At 42.9% G+C, this 20,446-nt stretch carries 17 protein-coding genes; 7 read left to right on the plus strand and 10 right to left on the minus strand.

Going from position 1 to position 20,446, the window contains the following annotated elements:
* Positions 1–305: 305 nt before the first annotated feature.
* Positions 306–857, plus strand: coding sequence for a serine protease inhibitor ecotin (eco, locus tag CKQ84_RS20240; protein ID WP_105252537.1), 552 nt, complete (start codon positions 306–308; stop codon positions 855–857).
* A gap of 86 nt (positions 858–943) precedes the next feature.
* Here the strand turns inward: eco and CKQ84_RS20245 are convergent, their stop codons facing one another.
* The 4 genes from CKQ84_RS20245 to CKQ84_RS20260 all read right to left on the minus strand — a co-directional run bounded on the left by CKQ84_RS20245 (position 944) and on the right by CKQ84_RS20260 (position 4,581).
* Positions 944–1,219, minus strand: coding sequence for a hypothetical protein (locus tag CKQ84_RS20245; RefSeq protein WP_028759892.1), 276 nt, complete (start codon positions 1,217–1,219; stop codon positions 944–946).
* Positions 1,212–3,200 carry an ATP-dependent DNA helicase RecQ gene (locus CKQ84_RS20250; protein ID WP_105252538.1) on the minus strand — a complete coding sequence of 663 codons (1,989 nt, stop codon included), beginning with the start codon at positions 3,198–3,200 and terminating at the stop codon, positions 1,212–1,214. The genes CKQ84_RS20245 and CKQ84_RS20250 overlap by 8 nt, the downstream gene beginning before the upstream one ends.
* Positions 3,201–3,547: 347 nt before the next feature.
* Positions 3,548–3,886 (minus strand): hypothetical protein, encoded by a 339-nt coding sequence (locus CKQ84_RS20255; RefSeq protein ID WP_105252539.1) that lies wholly within the window; start codon positions 3,884–3,886, stop codon positions 3,548–3,550.
* A gap of 167 nt (positions 3,887–4,053) precedes the next feature.
* A complete protein-coding gene (locus tag CKQ84_RS20260) occupies positions 4,054–4,581 on the minus strand; it encodes a hypothetical protein (protein ID WP_105252540.1) in 528 nt (175 codons plus the stop codon).
* Positions 4,582–5,171: 590 nt separating this feature from the next.
* On the opposite strand from CKQ84_RS20260, the gene CKQ84_RS20265 reads away from it, so the two are divergent.
* The gene (locus tag CKQ84_RS20265) at positions 5,172–6,287 is read left to right on the plus strand and encodes a tyrosine-type recombinase/integrase (RefSeq protein WP_105252541.1); all 1,116 of its coding nucleotides are present in this window, start codon (positions 5,172–5,174) and stop codon (positions 6,285–6,287) included.
* Positions 6,288–6,718: 431 nt separating this feature from the next.
* A complete protein-coding gene (locus CKQ84_RS20270; RefSeq protein ID WP_105252542.1) occupies positions 6,719–8,776 on the plus strand; it encodes a PhoX family phosphatase in 2,058 nt (685 codons plus the stop codon).
* A 148-nt stretch (positions 8,777–8,924) separates the two neighbouring features.
* Here CKQ84_RS20270 and CKQ84_RS20275 read toward each other — a convergent pair whose 3' ends face one another.
* Positions 8,925–9,689 (minus strand): tRNA-uridine aminocarboxypropyltransferase, encoded by a 765-nt coding sequence (locus tag CKQ84_RS20275; protein ID WP_105253122.1) that lies wholly within the window; start codon positions 9,687–9,689, stop codon positions 8,925–8,927.
* Between the two features lie 408 nt (positions 9,690–10,097).
* On the opposite strand from CKQ84_RS20275, the gene ampC reads away from it, so the two are divergent.
* Both ampC and emrD read left to right on the plus strand, forming a co-directional pair.
* Positions 10,098–11,282 carry a class C beta-lactamase gene (gene ampC, locus CKQ84_RS20280; protein WP_105252543.1) on the plus strand — a complete coding sequence of 395 codons (1,185 nt, stop codon included), beginning with the start codon at positions 10,098–10,100 and terminating at the stop codon, positions 11,280–11,282.
* Positions 11,283–11,659: 377 nt separating this feature from the next.
* Positions 11,660–12,892: a multidrug efflux MFS transporter EmrD gene (gene emrD / locus CKQ84_RS20285; protein ID WP_105252544.1), complete on the plus strand. Its 1,233-nt coding sequence runs from the start codon at positions 11,660–11,662 to the stop codon at positions 12,890–12,892.
* A gap of 153 nt (positions 12,893–13,045) precedes the next feature.
* On the opposite strand, the gene pssA is transcribed toward emrD, so the two are convergent.
* Positions 13,046–14,359, minus strand: a complete 1,314-nt coding sequence (gene pssA, locus CKQ84_RS20290) for a CDP-diacylglycerol--serine O-phosphatidyltransferase (RefSeq protein ID WP_105252545.1) — start codon at positions 14,357–14,359, stop codon at positions 13,046–13,048.
* Positions 14,360–14,370: 11 nt separating this feature from the next.
* Positions 14,371–14,703 carry a DUF1904 domain-containing protein gene (locus CKQ84_RS20295; RefSeq protein ID WP_028759882.1) on the minus strand — a complete coding sequence of 111 codons (333 nt, stop codon included), beginning with the start codon at positions 14,701–14,703 and terminating at the stop codon, positions 14,371–14,373.
* Between the two features lie 429 nt (positions 14,704–15,132).
* Between CKQ84_RS20295 and CKQ84_RS20300 the strand changes: the two genes are divergently transcribed.
* Entirely contained in the window at positions 15,133–15,309 is a 177-nt protein-coding gene (locus CKQ84_RS20300; RefSeq protein ID WP_006081710.1) for a hypothetical protein, read from the plus strand.
* A gap of 59 nt (positions 15,310–15,368) precedes the next feature.
* Positions 15,369–16,862, plus strand: a complete 1,494-nt coding sequence (gene dacB, locus CKQ84_RS20305) for a D-alanyl-D-alanine carboxypeptidase/D-alanyl-D-alanine-endopeptidase (RefSeq protein ID WP_105252546.1) — start codon at positions 15,369–15,371, stop codon at positions 16,860–16,862.
* Between the two features lie 101 nt (positions 16,863–16,963).
* On the opposite strand, the gene CKQ84_RS20310 is transcribed toward dacB, so the two are convergent.
* From CKQ84_RS20310 to CKQ84_RS20320, 3 genes are all read right to left on the minus strand, one after another.
* Entirely contained in the window at positions 16,964–18,721 is a 1,758-nt protein-coding gene (locus CKQ84_RS20310) for an acyl-CoA dehydrogenase family protein (RefSeq protein WP_105252547.1), read from the minus strand.
* A 229-nt stretch (positions 18,722–18,950) separates the two neighbouring features.
* A complete protein-coding gene (locus tag CKQ84_RS20315; RefSeq protein WP_006086757.1) occupies positions 18,951–19,493 on the minus strand; it encodes a DUF2058 domain-containing protein in 543 nt (180 codons plus the stop codon).
* A gap of 70 nt (positions 19,494–19,563) precedes the next feature.
* Positions 19,564–20,385 carry an SDR family oxidoreductase gene (locus CKQ84_RS20320; protein WP_105252548.1) on the minus strand — a complete coding sequence of 274 codons (822 nt, stop codon included), beginning with the start codon at positions 20,383–20,385 and terminating at the stop codon, positions 19,564–19,566.
* Positions 20,386–20,446: the final 61 nt, after the last annotated feature.

Genomic DNA, 20,446 nt, shown 5'->3' on the forward strand with positions numbered 1-20,446 from the left:
GGTGGCTTTTCAGTGCAAGTTGAAATCCAAGTTTTAAGGTTTTTATCTAGGCTATTTCGTATATTTTTCGCATGATATGAGTCATAAAACAGCCACAGCAAAGAATTGAAATAGCTGCGAACTTAACAAAATAAGTCATTGGAAAGTGTAATTAACCCTTATTATTCAGATTGATAAAGATTATTTGAATAAAAAATCGATTTTTTATTGAATAATTTAACCCTTTTTTACCTCTGCTGCGTTTATAGGGAGCAGAACACAGACAAATTTATCGACATCAATTCAGTTCGATTAGGAGAAATAAAATGAAATTGAAGACCTTATTTAGCGTTAGCGCTGTTCCCCTTGCATTTGCACTATTGTCATTCAATGCCGTGGCGGTGAGCCCACCACACCCAACAGGATTAGATGCGCCTATGATCAGTATTCAACGTTTCGATCCAAAAGATTACAGCGCGCAGGAAGCCACTAAGATGTTCCCTGCTCCGGCAGCAGGTATGGTGCAGCACATTTTAAGTTTACCTAAATTAGAAAACGAAGATGACTACATGGTCGAAATCCAAATTGGTCAGACTCAAATGGTTGATTGCAATAAGCATGGATTAAACGGGGAATTGAAGGAACTGACAGTGCAAGGTTGGGGTTACAACTACTATCAAGTGGATGAAATCGCTGAAGGCCCAAGCACTATGATGGCCTGTTTCGAATTGGCGAAGAAAGAAGCTTTTGTACGTATTCCGGGTGAACTAAAAATGCACTATGACAGTCGCTTGCCTAAGGTGTTTTATCTACCAGAAGGCGCTGAACTGCGTTTCAGAACTTGGAAAGTAGATTCAACCTATCAATATTCCAAGTAAATAGCCGAATTTAACTCTTGCGTCATCAATCAAATGCGCTTCGAGTCTTTGCTGATTGATAAAAGCAAAGACTCGAAGCGCATTAACTAGAATCGTTTAATTCTAACGACTTGCATAATTTCTATTTCAAAACCTGCCACAGTTTCTGTCTCTGGGTAATAGATGACATTGATCTTTTGCCCTTGCAGATTACGATACTTTTTGACCCGTCTAAATTTAAACGGCACGTCACAATCTTCAATCATAACAGTATGTTGTATCCACTCCGCCTTTTCCCTTTGCATATGCGAAACCACAGTCACACCTTCAGAGTGAACCAAATGTTCATGGGTGGCTAACATCTTTTTTACGGCCTTATTCATGTTCAACTCTTTTATCATCTAGTTGCGACAACAGTGACTCAACTTTCTGTTTAATTTCAGCATATCTCAATTTTTCACAGCGGCCGAAACCACTCAACTTACGCACTTGAAAACGACTCACCAAAGGAACTGACATACCAGCGAGGCAACGACAATAGGTATCAAGTGATAAAGCATCTATGCCTTTGGCCGTTAAATGGTGCTTCAATTCATGTAAATCAGCCAATATCTGCTGATCTGTCGGCCAAGTAGGTTCCGTTGAATAACTCAACTTAGCGAAATAACCGCGGCAGACACTGCAATGACCGCAGATAGCCGGCGTCTTATTATCATCAAAATAAAGGGATAAATTGTGGCTTAAGCACGTCTCAAGTTCAAAAAAGCGGACTAACTGCGCTATTCGCGCAATTTCTTTCTGCTCTTTATCAATAAAATAATGGTACAGCTCATCGATGAGTTCCGGACGCGCTAATGCGGCAACATCCACCCGATACACATCGGTAATTCGTTTGGTTTCTAATTCAATCAACTGATGTTCAGCTAAATATTCCAGCGCGGCCAATACACGACTGCGTTCATGGCCCGTCGCACTGTACAAGGCATCAAAATCTAACGCGCCCCATATTTTCTTCATCTGCGTATGATTAAAAATTTGCGTCAAAAAGGCCTGCCGCTCTGGATTAAAGCGGCTCAGAATGACATGTTTATCCACTAAAAATTTGTAATTAACATCGGCGTAATAAGCAAATAACGGCTTAACCACACCTAGAATCTCTAGCTGTACAAGTAACGTTTTTAATGGCAACTGGCGAATATTACTCACCATCGACACGCCATTAAGCTGACATTCCCACTGACCAGAATCTTGTTCAAGTCGAATTGCTTCAATGACTTGCGCTATACCTTCTCGCTCAGGCGTATCGCCATACACAAAATTTTCAACGGTATTGAGTCCGTCAAGATTGGCTAAAGTCACACAATGGGATAAGGCACCATCACGCCCTGCTCTGCCGATTTCTTGACTGTAGTTTTCAATGGATTTAGGCAAATCATAGTGGATCACAAAACGGATATTGCTCTTATCGATTCCCATACCAAAAGCGATGGTAGCTACCACCACTTGCAGCTTATCCTGCATAAAATCATTTTGAATTTGTTGACGTTTTTCATCTTCAAATCCAGCATGATAAGCACTGGCGACTATGCCTTGTTGGCACAAGAGTCGTGCGACTGTTTCGGCGGTTTGCTGTAACGTCACATACACAATACCAGCACCTGAGAATGATGTTATCTGGTTAACCAGTAAGGCATTTTTCTCTTGCGTCGACACGGGCAGAACAGTCAAATCTAAATTGGGTCGATAAAATCCCGTTTGTACTATGTGTTCGGGCGCGATATCGAAGCGCTTGGCCATATCCAGTTTCACTTTACGTGTCGCAGTGGCCGTCAGTAACAGTACCAGCGGGATCTCAAGCTCGCGCCGATAATCGGGTAATTTAAGATAATCGGGCCGAAAATTGTGACCCCATTCTGAAATACAATGCGCCTCATCGACGACCAACATAGACAGCGGAACCGATTGAATAAACTGCCTAAAGCGTTCATTTTTGAAACGCTCCACCGACACCATTAAAACTTTCAGTTTGCCAGAGCGTGCATCTGTCATCACTTGCTGACTCTGCTCAGCGCTTAAGGTTGAATCTATGCTGGCCGCATGAATTCCCTTAGATTGCAAAAATTCCAGCTGATCTTTCATCAAGGCGAGTAAAGGCGAAATCACTAAACTCAAATGGGGTAACTGCAATGCTGTAAATTGATAACAAAGGGATTTACCAGAACCTGTCGGGAAAATCGCTAAACTCGACTTCCCTGCTAACAGTTGTGTTATCGTTTGCGCTTGACCAGGGCGAAATTCAGAAAACCCGAAATCCTGCTGCAATAAACTAACGTATGGATTGGTTTCCGGAATGGGATTGAACATCAACCGTCCTTTACACTTATCCTTACCACCCACAAAATTCGGGTATACCGCAAGAAAAAGATTCAGCATTAAGTGAGTCGACTAGTCTAGCAAATTTTGACGTACTTTACGGAGTTAATTAGCAACAACTGAGTTTTCAATCCAACTTAACTGCTCATCAGCAGCGTAATTATAGGTGCGGATTTCATTGAAACACAATGATTAATATACAATTAATTTACTTTTTTAGTCAGCAATTAAATATGAAAATAAAACCGATTTGTAAAAATTCGATCCAATATCTCCTATAAAAAAACAAGACGTCAGATGAATCTCAGCAAAAAATACATCTCCGATAAATTGAGCATTTAAGGTTTTCTAGCAAGATATAGATTGATCAGCGACGTCAGTTTGTCCTGAAATCTTTCTTCAAAACCATCAATGTCACGCCCTATAGAAACTAAATATTTAGTTGCCTGCTCACGCGAAAGCAGCTTATTTGCAAGACTATATTGCATCTCTTCTAAGGTTTTATCATATCTTGGGATCAACACCCAAGTGCCGACATCGACGTCAAAATGTTGCATCGCTTTCTGGGCTAAAGCACAAAAAGCCTCAATATGATCTACGCCATCAGGTCCGAGACAGCCAGGTTCAATTCGGCATAAAACCGCAATTTTCCTATCGTTTGCAATACTTAAACTCATCTCTAATGCCCCGCGTTATCTAGTCGTAAACATAAGATTTTAACAGTAATTTTACGTGTCTGCACAGATAAGTCACGGCTAACTTACCCTTATTAGATAATCCATTTTAGGCAATAAAACAACTTTAAAATCATATTCTTCAAAATATAGATCCGCGTTTTTTTGTTCTATTCATCAACAATGTCGTCTACAACATCCTCATCAGTATGTTGTAAAACATTAAGCGAAATATTTTCATTATGCTCTGACAATAGGGTATCAATGGCTTGGTCAAAACTGTCTAACTTTTGAGTTTCCATATAACGTTTTAACCTCAAAATAATATCCCTGCTTAGCTCAATATGAGACTTTTTTTGCCGTTTTTTTATTTGAGATAATTCTTTGCGAACCATACGCCAGCCAAAATCCGTAAAATACTGATTGAGCATTTTGTTTACATTAGTAAGCTCGTTGTCGATCCGCTGTGCCTTTTTGCGTAATCGGACTAATTCATTTAGTTGTGTTACCAACTTAGTATAGGAAACCGTTTGTAACTCAGCGTCACAAAACCAATCTGGTTTAGATGCCACAGCTTCAGGATTGATAAGGCGATAAATTAAGGGTAAGGCAAAAATTAATTCGGCTTCCTCAAGCAATAATAATTTTCTTCCTGCTGTCGGTTTGTCTTGTTGATATATCCAAGCTTGCGGTTCCATAAATACGTTTCTTTAGTTAAGCATGCGTTTAATGCGGATGAAATAAATGGGACCTCATGCTAGTACAAATCGATAAGTATTAATATATGGTTCAACCATTTTATTGACTGGGAATCGATCCCTTATGCTTCATTTTGCCTTTGGCAGAAATAGCTCAACTCATAACAGGCTAATAACCCGATAAGCGGTTGTCGTTATTAGCTTAAATTTCACCCAACACGCAAGCCTAGTTTAGCGGCATTCCATTCAAGAAAACCAATAAAATGGTTAAACCATTCTTTAAAATTATGCATCTGTGACTAACTAAGTTCGAAACCACTGCATAGAGAAAGTACGAATTTCATACTATCATTGCCTTTAATTTTATATCCGCTTAATTAATCGCCATTGTTAGAATAGGTTTATCTTGGCTGTTTTTTAAACTAAATAATCCAGCTAAATGTTATTTAATGCCCCCTCCTCTGATAAAAGAAGATTATTTAAACAAATAAGCACTCTACCAGTGATAATGACGATTATCACTGGTAGATGTAGGCGTGATTTGCGTATAATTACGCCTTCTTAATTCGATATCAGGTGACTTCAACGGCATGTCTAAAATGATCCGGACAAATAGTAATGCTCAAAATAACACCAATGTAACGAATGAAAGAGTGACAGGATCAGATCATCACAATAATAACCGTGCTGAACAGCCACGTTTTTTTGAAGAGACTTTCCTGCCACAATCTGTTCGAAGTGATTATTTAAGTGCTGCCGAAGAAACTGAATATGAAATTTCAGCCAACACCCGCCGTGTTTATAATACGAGCTTTAGTCTATTTAGCCGTTATTGTGCCGAACACCAACTGCAGGCCCTGCCCGCAGATCCAAGAAGCGTAATTTCATTTATTGGTCATCAAAAAGAACTGATCCAAGAAAGCACTGGCGTTCAACTTTCAAAGCAAACATTAACCACAAGGTTGGCAGCCATTCGCTACCATCATATTCAAGCAGGATTCCACTCGCCTACCGAACATCCACTGGTGATCAGAGTGATGCGCGGTTTAAGCAGAAATCAATCTCGCCATGTGAGTGATTATGATCAACAACCGATTATGTATGATGAAGTGGAAATGCTCATTCAAGCTATCGATGAACAAGTGCAGCCATTAACCCGAGCAAGAGACAAAGCCATTATTCAGTTAGGATTACAAGGTGGGTTTCGCCGTTCTGAACTTGCAGATATAAAAGTTCAATATGTCAGTTTTTTACGCAATAAGCTAAAAGTGCGCCTACCTTATTCGAAGAGTAATCAGCAAGGTCAACGGGAATGGAAAGACCTGCCGGATCATGAACCTTTTGCAGCACTCAACGCGGTAAAAAATTGGTTATCACTCGCCAATATAGAGGATGGACATTTATTTAGATCGCTTTCCCGTGATGGGAAATATTTACGCCCTTATCAAATAGTAGAACATCACTCTGAAGCTAATTCAAGTTTACATAAAAATAGTGGTTTTCTCACGGGAGACGATATTTATCGCATAATTAAAAAATATTGCACAAAAGCGGGCCTACCTGCAAAGTTTTATGGTGCCCACAGTTTGCGTAGTGGTTGTGTCACTCAACTCCATGAAAATGATAAAGATCATTTATACATTATGGCTAGAACTGGCCATACCGATCCGCGCTCACTTCGCCATTATTTAAAACCAAGAGACTAAAACCCAAAAGACTAAACTAGATCATGACTCGATAAGAATCAGTTAGTCTTTTACCTAAAATAAAATAGCAATTTTAATGTTAAATATAAATCTATCATGTTTATGAATAAAAATGATATTCAGTAATTTATATTAACATTATTTCAAATTTTAATTTTAATTTAAATTTTAAAAAAATTAAAACAATAATTTCACATTATATATTTTTATCTTGGATACAAGATTTGACATCATAGCAGAATAAAAATCCTAATTGAGCTACTTTGACCTCAGCAGCTTAGACCATAGCAAACTGCTGGTTAACATTTTTATAGCATATCGGGTTTATTGCTCACTGCAGTATTATTGTAATATAAAATCATCTTTATTGTCATATTGATACTTTAGCCTTAGTCACGAAATTTAATCCATCGTACTAGCCGGAGTAATATATGAGTAAGGCCACCTTTGATCCTACACTTTATAATAAAAGTAATAACGAGCCATTTAACCAAGTGTTGGATAAACATTTATCTCGCCGTAACTTCGTCAAAAGTGGTTTAGGCCTCAGTGCTATGACAGCTTTTGCCAGTGTAGGTTTAACTGCTTGCGGATCAGATGACACACCCGTTACAAAACCTGTTGATCCTGTGACACCTTTGCCACCAACAAAAAGTACCGCCAAGCTAAACTTTACGTCAGTTGCGGGTTCTCGTTTAGATGCCGTCGTTGTGCCAGAAGGCTATACAGCGCAGGTACTTGCACCATGGGGTACGCCATTAAATGCAAAAGCAGCACCATGGAAAAGTGATGGTAGTAACACTGCCGATGACCAAGCGAACTCAGTCGGTATGCACCACGATGGCATGCATTTCTTTCCATTAAATGATACGGGTAATGACGGTTTACTTTGCATTAACCATGAATATATTGATGAAGTTGCATTACATCCTGCAGGACAAACTTTTGATCCTACTTCAGGTTTGCGCACGATTATCGATGAGGTACGTAAAGAAATCAACGCCCATGGCGTATCGGTTGTACGTATAAAACTGGTTAATAATCAATGGGAAGTGGTTAGCAATGATAACCATAACCGCCGATTCACCGGTGCAACTGTAATGGATATTAGCGGTCCTCTCGCCTACTCTTCTCTACTCGAAACCCGCTACTCTCCCGACGGTAGTCAGGCTCGCGGTACATTAAATAACTGCGGCAATGGTTACACGCCTTGGGGCACTTATTTAACCTGTGAAGAAAACTGGCCAGGCTACTTCGCAAACCGTGGTACGTTAACTGCCGAGCAAAATCGCATTGGGATCAGCAAAACCAGCACACGTTATGGCTGGGATGATCTTGCAGGTCATGATGAGGAACGTCTCGATGAATTCGCGCGTTTTGATGTCACACCAAAAGGTTCAAGTGCTCAAGATGACTATCGTAATGAAGCGAATGGTCACGGTTATATTGTTGAAATTGACCCTTTCAATCCAACATCGCGCGCAGTAAAACGTACCGCGCTTGGTCGTTTCCGCCATGAAGGTTGTACCTTTGGCAAGTTAACCGAAGGTAAGCCAGTAGTATTCTATTCTGGCCACGATTCACAATTCGAATACCTCTATAAATTTGTCTCGGCCGCGGCGTGGGATGCAAAAGATGCTGACAGCAGCAATCGCATACAAACTGGCGATAAGTATATGAATGAAGGTACTTTATATGCAGCTAAGTTTAATGCAAATGGTGGTGGTGTTTGGTTGCCTTTAACCTTAGATAGCCAGACTACGGACGGAAAAACCCTAGGGAATACTTTCGCTAGCTTAGCCGAGATTATTTTGAACACAGCAGGCGCAGCGGATCTTGTTGGTGCAACACCTATGGATCGCCCTGAATGGTGTGCTGTCGATCCTTTCACAGGTTCAATTTATTTGACCCTGACCAACAACTCGAAACGAACTGAAACCAATCCAGCGAACCCAAGATTGAAAAACCACTTTGGCCATATTATTCGTTGGGATGAAAGTGACAAAGATACTGAATTTACATGGGATATCTTCGTATTTGGATCACCAAGTGATGGTAACGCAGAGACAAACTTATCAGGCCTAACAGATCTTAACCAATTTGCCAGCCCAGACGGTTTAGCCTTCGATCAACGCGGTATTTTGTGGGTTCAAACCGACAATGGAGCCAAGGAGGTCGCAGAAGAAACCAACGATCAGATGCTAGCAATAGTGCCTTCAACGCTTGTTGATGGCCAAGAGAAACAGCTCGGCGTAACGGCTGATAACCAAATGGAATTAAAGCGTTTCTTTGTTGGACCAAACGACTGTGAGGTTACGGGTTTTGCTATTAGCCCTGATTACACATCTGTTTTTGCTAACATTCAGCATCCCGGTAATTGGCCTTATTCGTCCAATGCCGCTGAAAAAACGCCTGCGGGCACGACATTACGCCCTCGCGCCGCTACGGTCGTTATCCGTAAGTTAGATGGTAAAGAAGTCGCGGTATAAACAATTATGCTTGTGCGAGGTATCTTCTTAAATATGAAGTTCCTATAAGTTAATTGCTACACATAACAAATCCCCTCACTGTAGGGGATTTTTTATTTAAGAAGATAGTTAACTAGCCTTTTTCAAAATAGATTAAATCCAACATCGATTAACTCTTACTACGACTTGCTTGTTCAAAGGCCAGTTCAAAAGCATCGGTAAAATCTGTAATTGGCAGAAGGTCCTCACGGCAACGGCGATTGCGGCCAAGTAAGGAAGATTCAACAAACAAATCAAACCAAGTACTTAAGGCTTTGCCATTAGCCGCTTCGCCAATCGCTCCTAAAGCCAATGATGCCACCTCGGCGGTACCAAGTTGAAAATCATGACTACCTTTACGCAATGCATAGGTCGCAAACGTGTCGGGATCGAAGGAAAGCAACGGCAGTGAGTGTAAGTAAGGGCTCTTACGGAACATTTTAATCGCTTCACGCCAACTGCCATCAAGCAGAACAAGCAGCGGCCGTTTACCTTCGGCCAATGTCGACATTGGCACTTGGTTCAGTACGGTTTGCCCTTGCTCTGCATACTGGGCAGGAAACACTAAATAGGGTTGATATTGCGGCGAATTCAGCAAAGCAAGCAACTCAGCTTCAGGTTCTGTACGTGACCAAATATAGGCGTGGGTATCAGGAATAAGATCCGCTATGAGTCGTCCGCTATTAGTCGGCTTTAACACCTCATCGTTATACATAATCAGCAGGAAACTGGCGTGAGTATCTAACTGACGGCGTAGCGCACAGGTACAGAACTGCTCACCTAAGAGGCATAATGGACAGCGGATCAGTTTTTTACCGCGGGCACCAAAGGGTTTAGTCGAAATAGACTTACGGTACTGATATAAATGGTGCACTGCATGGGGGGCTAAAGCCATAAAAACCAATTCTCTATCAAACTTATTAAGGATCGCGACCACATCATTTAGCACTTTTTTATCGCGGTGGCGCAGTTTATCCCTTGGCCATCAATGGTGCAATCGCGTAATACATTATCGTGATAAAAGGCCGGTGTCAGTGGTTGATGGTTTCATATGCAGCCTAACGCCAGTGAGATAATTTAAGAGCACAGAGCAATTATCTCTTAAAACAACTGTAATGTATTAATCTGTGTTACCACTTAGTATGCAATAGCGTGCAACACTAAACCGACTAAATTAACGTTTAACTTACTTATTGGGGGAGTATTTAAGCTAAATATCAGTAATGACTTAACTTCGTGTGGAATTGCCCTAATATCATGCGAAAATCTACTCTACAAATACAGTCTCAATGAAAGGTCAATTATGCACCCAAAAGCCCCGATCGCTTCTATACCGTTATTAAGCGGCGTACTGCTCTCTGCTACGCTATTTTCTAATGTCACTACGGCCCAAACGCTTAATACCAAAGACATCCAGTCAATTGTAGATTCCGCAGTTAAACCACTGATGGCCGAGTATGCTATTCCCGGTGCAGTAATTGGCATCACCATAGAAGGTAAACAGTATTTTTACCAATATGGCGTCAGTTCTAAAACCTCTGGGCAAAGTGTGACTGAAGATACCCTGTTCGAGATTGGCTCTATCAGTAAAACCTTTACCGCAACACTGGCTAACTATGCACAGGGCGAAGGTAAATTAACACTCACGGATATGGCCAGTGATTATGTTCCAGCATTAAAAGGCAGCCATTTTGATAAGATTAGTCTCATCAATTTAGCCACCCACACAGCGGGTGATTTGCCGATGCAAGTTCCTGATAAGGTCACTAATAACGCAGAGTTAATGGATTACCTTAAGCATTGGCAACCATCATTTGCCGCGGGGACCCATAGGAATTACGCCAATCCGAGTATTGGGCTGCTTGGCATGATTGCCGCGCAGAGTTTAGGGCAAACGTTTCCACAAGTACTTGAGCAAACACTATTTCCACAATTGGGTATGACAAACAGCTATCTCAAGGTTCCTAGCAACAAAATGGTCGATTATGCCCAAGGCTATGATAAGCAAGACATGCCAGTGCGAGTCAATCCCGGTGTATTAGCCGATGAAGCCTATGGCGTTAAAACCTCTGCCAAGGATTTACTGCAATTTGTTGAGGCCAATATGCAAATGCACCCGCTTGCCAAACCACTGCAAACGGCACTCGATGAGACCCACACGGGATACTTTGATGTGGGCATGATGACCCAAGATATGATTTGGGAGCATTACTCATATCCTATTGATCTTGATAAAATACTTATGGGCCATACTCAGGAAGTCGTGTTTGGCAGTACACCCGTTAAACCCATAGTGCCGCCCCTCGCGCCGCAGCAAAATGTGTGGATCAATAAAACAGGTTCTACTGGCGGTTTTGCCGCTTATGCAGCATTTATTCCCGCGCAAAAGCTTGGCATAGTATTGTTAAGCAATAAAAATTATCCCGTACCGCCTCGGGTGACTGTGGGGTATCAGATTTTAACTGGGATCGAAAAGTTGCAAAAATAACCATGCACTAGGATAGAGGAGATAAGTATATTGGTGCTATCTCCTTTTTCTTAACAATATTCTTGTCGCTACTGATTTATGGCTGACACCTTGCTGCTAACTCACAGTTTCCTTGCAATCTCTCTTTTCTCATGGCGGCTTGTAAGAAAAGATGCACCACAGAGTTAATCCTTGCGTTAATTCATTTGCAACTCATCGACCTAGTTAACAGACAAATAACCTATCGTAAGTTTAGCTTTACAGCTTAAAATCAGGATAAAAACTTATGTATCACATTAAAAATTATTTCGTTAAATCAATATGATTGACACTTGAAGTTACGATTTTAGGGAGTAAGATGCGCACAAATACCTTAAGTGACCTTTTTCGGGAATATCATGTCAGGCACGCCACATTCTCCTATTCATCACGATGTCGCTCCAGCGGCGAGTCAGTCTAGCCTACTGTTAATGATTGTCTTTATGGTCGCCAGTGGCCAAATGGCGCAGACGATTTTTGTACCTGCCCTTCCACAAATCGCACTCGGGCTCCATGTGGACGCCAGCCAACTACAAGCCGTGATGGCCTGTTACTTACTCTCCTACGGGATGTTTCAATTTGTGTATGGCCCAGTGTCAGATCGCGTTGGCCGTAAAATGCCACTCATCGTGGGTATCGCAATTTTCGTTCTAGGCGCTGTGTTCGCGGCGAAGGCCACAAGTTTTAACCAACTGATAATGGCGAGCCTTATCCAAGGATTAGGCACAGCCAGCGCAGGCGCATTATGCCGGAGCATTCCCCGCGATCATTACTTTGGCGACCGACTGGTAAAATTTAATAGCTATGTCTCTATGGCTGTGGTGTTTTTACCTTTGCTTGCACCATTTATCGGCAGCGCCAGTGCAGCCTATTTCGGCTGGCAAGCCGTATACTGGGTATTAGCGGTATTCGGTGTCATGGTCTGGCTGTTGTTAATATTCCTCTTTAAAGAGTCTTTACCTAAGGCGCAACGGGAACATCAAGCCGTTTTCAAATCCTATAAGCATGTCCTACGCCATAGAGCGTTTCGCGCTTATTTATTTTCATTGATCGCAACCTTTGCCGGTATTGCCGCTTTTGAAGCCATTGCTGGCGTACTCTATGGCCAATATCTCGGACTGACACCTTTTATGGTCAGTTGTTATTTTGTTGCGCCAATTCCTGGCTACTTACTGGGGGCACTCATCGCTGGCCGACAAAATAAGCCACAAAGGGTTGTTTACCAAGGTGTTGCGTTACTCGGTGCTGGCGCATTATTTATGTTGATCCCAGGTCTTTTTAATTTAGTGGTTGGCTGGAGTTTACTTATTGGATCGATTTTATTCTTCAGTGGCGCAGGCATGCTGTTCCCTACCCTAACATCTGCTGCGTTAGAACCATTTCCACGTCAGGCGGGGATTGCGGGCGCATTACTGGGGGGATTACAAAATTTTGGTGCCGGACTTGCCGCATTAACTATGTCTTTAGTGCCTATGGGCGGCCAGTTAAGCATAGGTTTATTGAGTGCTGTAATGGTAGTTTTAGTGATTCTGTCTCTGTATTACGCCAAAGATCAAAATGATACTCACCAGAATTTAATGCCACAGATTTAATGCATATGATTTGAAGCGACAATTCTTGGTTTAAGCTAAATCTATTACCGTCAGTCAATAAAAAGCCCACATTGTTGTGGGCTTTTTAAATCGATAACACACTGTAATAAATAAAAAATACCGATTAATTTATAGCTTCGATAGCTTTAATCGTTACAGAATGCGACGCAGTAAAAAATCAGCTTTAAGGCGACGAATTCTAGTCATGATCTTCTTCACTGGCGCAGGATAGCTCTGTAAAGTATCCACTTGGCTGTAGTGATATAACCGCTGTGTGTGTTCCAGAATATGTGCCTGCTCGGCTTCAAACTGAGCTTTCCAGCAGCCAATTTCATCTTGGATCAACAAACCATTCTCAAGATCCAGCGCCCAAGCTCTTGGATTCAGATTAGAGCCTGTGATCAAATGCTTATTACCGTCAGCACTGATGCCCTTGAGGTGATAACTGTTGATGCCGTGTTTCCACAGATGGATATTCAACTGACCATTATCAATCGCCCACTGTTGGCGTTTAGCGAACTTACGCAATGATTGCTCATACATATAGGGTAAGGCACCTATGGTCGAGAAATCCTGCTCAGGCGGAATATAAAAATCGTTAGCCGTCTTGTCGCCCACAACGATATCGATGCGTTTGCCATTGCGTAAATGCTTCGCTAAAGCGCGCACTAAAATGTACGGCGGATTGAAATAGGGTGTGCAAATAAACAGCGAGTCTTTTGACTCTTCCACCAAGGCGACAACCACTTTATTGAGCAAGTTTTTCTTACGTCCTAGCCCAAGTAACGGCGTGATGCGATTGCCATCACGGGTCTCCTTAAACTGATACTCAGCATCAGACAGTCTCAGCTTAAAGCTACGCATATCCGTCTTTGGTGGTAGCACTTCTTGCTCGGCATCTTGCGTTAATGAACACACAGCTGGATCAGAAATGATATTTTTCTGGATCATCGCGCGCATACTACGCGCTAATTCGGCAGACTCAATCAAGTGATAACGATCGAAACGGTACTTATCGTGTTGTTGCAAATAGATATTATTGAGACTGGCACCGCTATAAATCACGGCATCATCGATAATAAATCCCTTAAGGTGCAACACACCCATAAATTCACGGGATTTGACGGGTACACCTAAGATATCGATGGGATGTTCGGCTTCAGCCATAACTCTACGGTACATCAAATAGTTACCGCTATCACCTTTATGGCCAATCAAGCCACGTCTCGCACGGTGAAAATCGACTAACACTTTGATATCAAGCGTTGGATTTGCTGCTTTGGCATCCATGAGGGTTTGTAATATCTCACGACCCGCTTCGTCATCTTCTAAATACAGCGCCGCAATATAAATACTGTGCTTGGCGCTCACAATACGAGCGAGTAATTCTGCCTTGAAACGGCATGGCGTGAGCAACCACGTTAAAGCCTCGGGTTGAACGGCTATTCCACCAAGCTTATCTAGCAAGGCATCCTCCTTTAAACATGCTGACCACCCCGATAGGAAGCACTGGGGTTCAGTGATAAAAACATCACAGCAATATGTGTTAACTCTGGATAGGCCTCTGTCACTGCCAACCTGATCGTTTGTTCTACTTTAAGATGTATATCAGGGTCCTTAGGGAACCAGAGTAACTCAACTTGGACAAAGCGTTGATCAATTTTTCCATTTCGAAAACTGATGCTTGGGATCCAATCTAATGTGAAACTCTCTGCATTACCTTTACATATATCCGCCAATGACTGCAGTAATGTTTGGCTGAACGCTGCAACGACCGCTTGTGGTAAGCCGCGCATACTAATATGTGGCATGGTTTAGTTGTTACCTAAGAACCTAAAATCGTAAGGGGTAGAAATTACCGACTTCACCTCGTCTCGGCAAGACTTTTCTCCCAAAAGTCTTGTTAAACCTAACGGTTTTGCTGGTAATTTGACCTCACGCGATTTTATTCCACTTCAGTGCACCGATTTACCTAAAAATCTTCTTCATTTAGCCTTGCTTGAAATCGCATTTTACGGCGAGTATTCTCGGCATTATTTGCCCGTCCACACAATATGTTGCCCCTAAATAGGGTGATTCTTAACGCTACAAATCAGTCCAAATTTCACTAAACTGCACCCAAAATGTCTGCCAAATCACAAAATAATCTTCAAACCCATTTCATTCACCCCGAATCCAGTGATTTAGCGTAAACTAAACCGCCTATTTGCGATTAGACCACACGATACAAGATTAAGACTATGAACAAAAAAATTCTGCTAACGTTAGCACTGACATTGCTGTTTGCTTGGGGTATTTTCCATTTTAAAACCCAGTTAGGGTTACTCATCCTGCCGTTGTTTATTGGGCTAGTATTGTTTGTTACCCTACGTTTATATCGCTTGATGGAAAAGGATGACGGCAGCAGTGAGGATTAACCGCACACAATACCAACCTAATCTTAATGATGTTTTGATAAAAATGGCCAATAGCTAACATGGAAACGTTACTGAAAACCACTCTATATGCCGGCCTGCTCCTAGCCGCAAGTCATAATATGGCCTATGCAGAGCAACATGATTCTAGGCCGATAAGTGCTCAAACCACTTCGCTTAGCCAAGCAATCAGCAAGATCAGCCCTCGACATTCACAAATCGCCTTGCTGGCAATGGATATGTCGAACAATCAAGTGATCTATAGCCAACAAGCTGAGACCTTGTTTATTCCAGCCAGTACCCAAAAGCTGCTCACGGCAGTCAGTGCTATGGCTCAGCTTGGGCCTGATTTTCGTTATGTCACGGAATTATGGACAGATGCACCGATACGCAAGGGCCATATCGCAGGCAGTGCTTATCTGCGTTTTAGTGGCGATCCCACGCTCACTCAAGCCGATCTCAAGGCCATTTTTGCCAATCTCGTAAAACAAGGCATTAATCGCATTGATGGACATCTGTATTTGCTCGGCGATAAACAGGAACAATTGCAAGCTCCCGGTTGGGTATGGGATGACTTAGGTATTTGTTTTGCTGCGCCTGTATCTAGCTATATTATCAATCAAAACTGTGTCTATGGTCAGTTTAGCCCAAGCTCTACCAGCACCCCTTCACAGGTAAGTCTGCGCGCGGGGAGTTATGGAGTTAAAATCAGCAGCGATGCGGTGTTTGATCAAAAGGCGAGCCGCGAATTTTGCCAACTTGATATGGTCAGATTAGGTCAAAATAACTACCATTTACGCGGCTGTTATCCTGGCGGTGAGGCGATACCACTGGCGATTGCGGTCAGCGATCCGTTCAAATTTGCCCAAGATAACCTCACCTCTCTACTTAAAGGCGAGATGTCTCTTGCGGGTAAAGTACAACTCGGCACTAGCTTACCCCAAAAGGCAAAACTAATTGCCAGCCATAGCTCGGCGCCCTTACCTGAGCTGCTCGAGACTATGCTGCTCAAGTCAGATAATTTGATTGCCGATAGCCTTTTTAAGCAACTTGGTAAAAGTTATTTTAAGACCCAAGGCAGCTTTACCAATGGTGCCGCTGCCATGCAGCGAATTTTAACGAATTTAGACATAGATTTGAGTAACGCCAATATTGTGGATGGTTCAGGATTGTCACGCTATAACTTACTCAATGCCAAGCAGTTAGCCGCGGTGTTGGCGCTAATCCACCAAGATAGCCGCTTTAGTCCGTTAATCACGAGTCTGCCACAGGCAGGGATCAGCGGCACCTTAAGATATCGTATGGGCTACAACAAGCCGCCGCTTAAACAGCAAATTTTTGCTAAAACAGGCTCGATGCAAGGCGTGTCTAACTTAGCGGGCTTTATCCGTTTGCCCCAGCATAACGATACCTTGTTTGTAATCCTTGAGAATGGCATGAGTCCTGAATTGAAAAATCAACATAAACCCTCATTCAATGCCGAGTTTCTTAAACAATTGATTTCAGTGCTGCAACCGTCATCAACCACTGCGACTGTGAATACTGCGGCTCACTAGAGTCATTAATTAACTGCTACAGAGTAAAAAACTTGCACAAAAAAGCACTGAGTCATCAGTGCTTTTTCAGTTTTTATCTAAACGAATATACCGAAGCCTTGTTAAAACAACTCCGCAGGCATCGCCATAGTCGTCGCATCACCAGCTCTGACTTGAGCGATATGGTAATCCGCTTTTGGCAATAACTTATCAAAATAGAACTTAGCCAAATAGACTTTCTGCTCGGCAAAAGCTTTATCTTCATGATCCGCGACCTTATCGACCATAGCCAACCAGTAGAAACCATACAGGGTGTAACCAAAGGCATCTAAAAAGTCGACCGCACACGCATTAATAAGTGCAGGCTGAGCCACTTTGCGATCATTAACTGACTCGGCAACTATGACCAAGGCATCTAAACGTGCACATACTGCCGCCACTTTCACCGCATCAACGTGAGTAAATGCGCGCATTTGTGCCTTCAAGTCAGCCACAAATTCATTTAATGCGGCTAAGTTATCGCCAGTGACTTTACGACCGAGGAAATCGATGGCTTGAATGCCATTGGTGCCTTCATAAATCTGAGCGATACGGGTATCACGAACTAATTGCTCAATACCTGTTTCACGAATATAACCATGTCCACCAAAGACTTGTTGCGCCATGATAGTCGCATCTAGACCCCGATCGGTTAAAAATGCTTTCGCCACTGGCGTTAATAAACCCACATAACGCGCCGCTTTAGCCTTAACCTCATCTTGGGCATATTTTGCTAAATCCAGCTGTTGTCCTGTAAACACAGACAAAGCACGGCCCGCTTCTGTCATCGCACGAATGGTCAACAACATACGGCGCACATCGCCATGGACAATAATGGGATCAGAATCACTGCCCGTCGATGAGCCGCCAGCGGCGATGCCTTGATTACGCTCTTTAGCATAATCGGCCGCCATCTGGTACGCCGCCTGCGCACTGCCAAGCCCTTGAATACCAATCGCTAAACGCTCATAGTTCATCATAGTGAACATGCATACGAGGCCACGATTAGGCTCACCAATCAAGAAGCCTTGGGCATTATCAAAGTTCATCACACAGGTCGCAGAACCTTTAAGGCCCATCTTATGCTCGATAGACCCCACTGATACACCATTGGCATTGGCTAAGCTGCCATCGGCATTCACCGATATCTTAGGTACCAGGAAGAGTGAAATCCCTTTACTATCCGGCAGCTTAGCAAGCACTAAATGGATAACGTTTTCAGTTAAATCATGATCGCCACCCGTGATAAAAATCTTGCTGCCCGTGATGGCATAACTGCCATCATCCTGCAGTAAAGCTCGAGTGCGAATATTACGCAGATCAGAACCCGCTTGCGGCTCCGTCATATCCATAGCACCCGCCCATTCGCCGGAATATAACTTAGGCAAATAAGCTTGTTTCAATTCTTCGCTGCCGTGGGCATTGATACATAAAGCCGCCCCCGCGGTTAACGAGCCATAAAGCGTAAACGCATTACAAGCACTGTAAGCCATTTCGTCGACTAAGATCCCCAGCATCTTCGGCATCCCCATGCCACCAAATTCAGGATCGCCACACAAACCAATCCAACCGCCCTGGGAATACTGCTCATAAACGGCTTTATAGCCATCAGGGGTAATCACTTGATTGTCTTGATGCAACACGCCCTGCTCATCGCCCGTCCGGTTCAGCGGATGGATCAACTCACAGCTGATCTTGGCTGCTTCTTCCAAAATAGCATTGGCCGTGTCGATATCGACCATTTCAGCAATCTCAGGCAATTGTGCCCAAGTGTTTGGGGCATCAAATACCTGTTCCAGTAGGAAACGCATATCCGTCAACGGGGCTTGGTAAGGATTCATTGGTAGACTCTTAAACGTAGGATTAAAACAGTTGTTTTAATTTATACCAGTTCACTGTAGAAAACAATCTCATTACAAATACAGCTGTGAATAATATAAAAGTATGCGAGTGTGCGAGCTAAATATAAATTTAACCCATAAAAAAACCCTTAAGCTTGAACTTAAGGGTCTCTATTTTATAAGCTTTACAACAGGATTGTCTTAGCGTTAGGTCACAGGCTTGTGGCAATTACCACATTAAATCATCAGGAATTGCGTAATCTGCATAGGGATCATCTTCAACGACCACAGCTTTAGATTCATCCTGTTGCCACAGATAACCACACCACTGCGGCACCAGCAGTTTCACTCGCTCGGCTAACTTATGTGGTACTAAGTAACTCTTATCTTCGTAACGCACTATGCCTAACTGCCCTTTAAGCAATTCTGCCTGCAGTTTTTCATCTATGTATAAAGAATAAATTTTATTATCAAGAGTATAGTTAAATTTCACTTCAGCATAAGCTGGGATCTTAATCGCAGACTTAGTGAACTCTGTGATTAAACCGCGCACCTGTCCACGCTCAGATGCCTCAGCAAAACGTTGCTCATTTAGCACTTTATCTTTTTGCGCCTGCAACCGTTTTTGCTCGGCCACTTCTTGCTTAAAAGCACTTGAGCCATCATCAACTCGTGATTTTTTGTCACGGCGTTTTTGAGTCTTAACGTCGCGAACCTTTTGTTTACTGGCAAGCCCTGCTTTGAGTAGCTGCTCTTGTAATGCATTAGCCATGGATCATTACCTGCTTAATTTCTATAAAATCAAAGTTCTCGATTTTGAATATCAATAATCTAAAACCAAACTACATTTTTGCGGCCAGTTCGCCAAGCTCTGTCATCGCTATACTGGCGCCGCCAAGTGACCAACCGCCATCAACCGGCAGCACAACTCCCGTAATATAGGAAGCTAATTCAGAGCCTAAGAATAGCGCGGCATTGGCGATATCCTGACCTGCGCCGTTGCGTTTTAGCGGAACGGATTGGGCAACCTTTTGCTGTAATGCGGCGCTGGGTGCAAGGCGATTAAAGCCTTCAGTGTTAGCTATGGGGCCTGGCATAATCGAATTAATTCTCAGCCCCTCACAGCCCCACTCTAACGCTAAAGTTCGCGTCAGCATATCCACACCCGCTTTAGCCGCACACACATGAACTTGCATTGGCATAGCGATCGAAGCCTGCGGCGCCGAAATCTGGATAATATTGCCATTGGGGCGACGCAGCAAAGGATAAGCCTGCTTTAGCACTTGAAAACTGCCGAGCAAATCAATGTCCATCACCGACTTAAAACCATTGGCCGAAAGCTTTGCGGCGCTGGCAGGGAAATTCCCCGCCGCGCCGCTTACCAGCACATCGATAAAACCAAACTCAGAAGCGATTTTATCAAAACCGACTTCAAGGGCGCTAAGATCGCGCACATCAAAACTCACACCCAAATGAATACCGTCAGGATTGGCCTGTTGCAACTGCAATACCGCGGTATCGATTTTATCTTGACTGCGGCTCGCAACGGCCACATTTGCGCCAGCCTGTGCGAACGCAATGGCAATCGCGAGATTTATCCCACTGGTACCACCAACAACGACAACATTCTTACCTTGATAGTTAAACATCGTAGCATTAAACATGGGCGTTCTCCGTGAACAGTGAGATATGCACTCAGGGTGTGATTCATTATTCTATGCTGTC

The organism is Shewanella sp. WE21, assembly GCF_002966515.1.
Lineage (GTDB): Bacteria > Pseudomonadota > Gammaproteobacteria > Enterobacterales > Shewanellaceae > Shewanella > Shewanella oncorhynchi.

Excerpts from the sequence above, each read along its gene's own strand:
- eco (WP_105252537.1), top strand. The coding sequence starts at position 306 with ATGAAATTGAAGACCTTATTTAGCGTTAGCGCTGTTCCCCTTGCATTT.
- CKQ84_RS20245 (WP_028759892.1), bottom strand. The coding sequence starts at position 1,219 with ATGAATAAGGCCGTAAAAAAGATGTTAGCCACCCATGAACATTTGGTT.
- CKQ84_RS20260 (WP_105252540.1), bottom strand. The coding sequence starts at position 4,581 with ATGGAACCGCAAGCTTGGATATATCAACAAGACAAACCGACAGCAGGA.
- CKQ84_RS20265 (WP_105252541.1), top strand. The coding sequence starts at position 5,172 with ATGTCTAAAATGATCCGGACAAATAGTAATGCTCAAAATAACACCAAT.
- ampC (WP_105252543.1), top strand. The coding sequence starts at position 10,098 with ATGCACCCAAAAGCCCCGATCGCTTCTATACCGTTATTAAGCGGCGTA.
- CKQ84_RS20295 (WP_028759882.1), bottom strand. The coding sequence starts at position 14,703 with ATGCCACATATTAGTATGCGCGGCTTACCACAAGCGGTCGTTGCAGCG.
- CKQ84_RS20315 (WP_006086757.1), bottom strand. The coding sequence starts at position 19,493 with ATGGCTAATGCATTACAAGAGCAGCTACTCAAAGCAGGGCTTGCCAGT.
- emrD (WP_105252544.1), top strand. The coding sequence starts at position 11,660 with ATGTCAGGCACGCCACATTCTCCTATTCATCACGATGTCGCTCCAGCG.
- CKQ84_RS20300 (WP_006081710.1), top strand. The coding sequence starts at position 15,133 with ATGAACAAAAAAATTCTGCTAACGTTAGCACTGACATTGCTGTTTGCT.
- CKQ84_RS20310 (WP_105252547.1), bottom strand. The coding sequence starts at position 18,721 with ATGAATCCTTACCAAGCCCCGTTGACGGATATGCGTTTCCTACTGGAA.
- dacB (WP_105252546.1), top strand. The coding sequence starts at position 15,369 with ATGGAAACGTTACTGAAAACCACTCTATATGCCGGCCTGCTCCTAGCC.
- CKQ84_RS20320 (WP_105252548.1), bottom strand. The coding sequence starts at position 20,385 with ATGTTTAATGCTACGATGTTTAACTATCAAGGTAAGAATGTTGTCGTT.
- CKQ84_RS20250 (WP_105252538.1), bottom strand. The coding sequence starts at position 3,200 with ATGTTCAATCCCATTCCGGAAACCAATCCATACGTTAGTTTATTGCAG.
- CKQ84_RS20270 (WP_105252542.1), top strand. The coding sequence starts at position 6,719 with ATGAGTAAGGCCACCTTTGATCCTACACTTTATAATAAAAGTAATAAC.
- CKQ84_RS20255 (WP_105252539.1), bottom strand. The coding sequence starts at position 3,886 with ATGAGTTTAAGTATTGCAAACGATAGGAAAATTGCGGTTTTATGCCGA.
- CKQ84_RS20275 (WP_105253122.1), bottom strand. The coding sequence starts at position 9,689 with ATGGCTTTAGCCCCCCATGCAGTGCACCATTTATATCAGTACCGTAAG.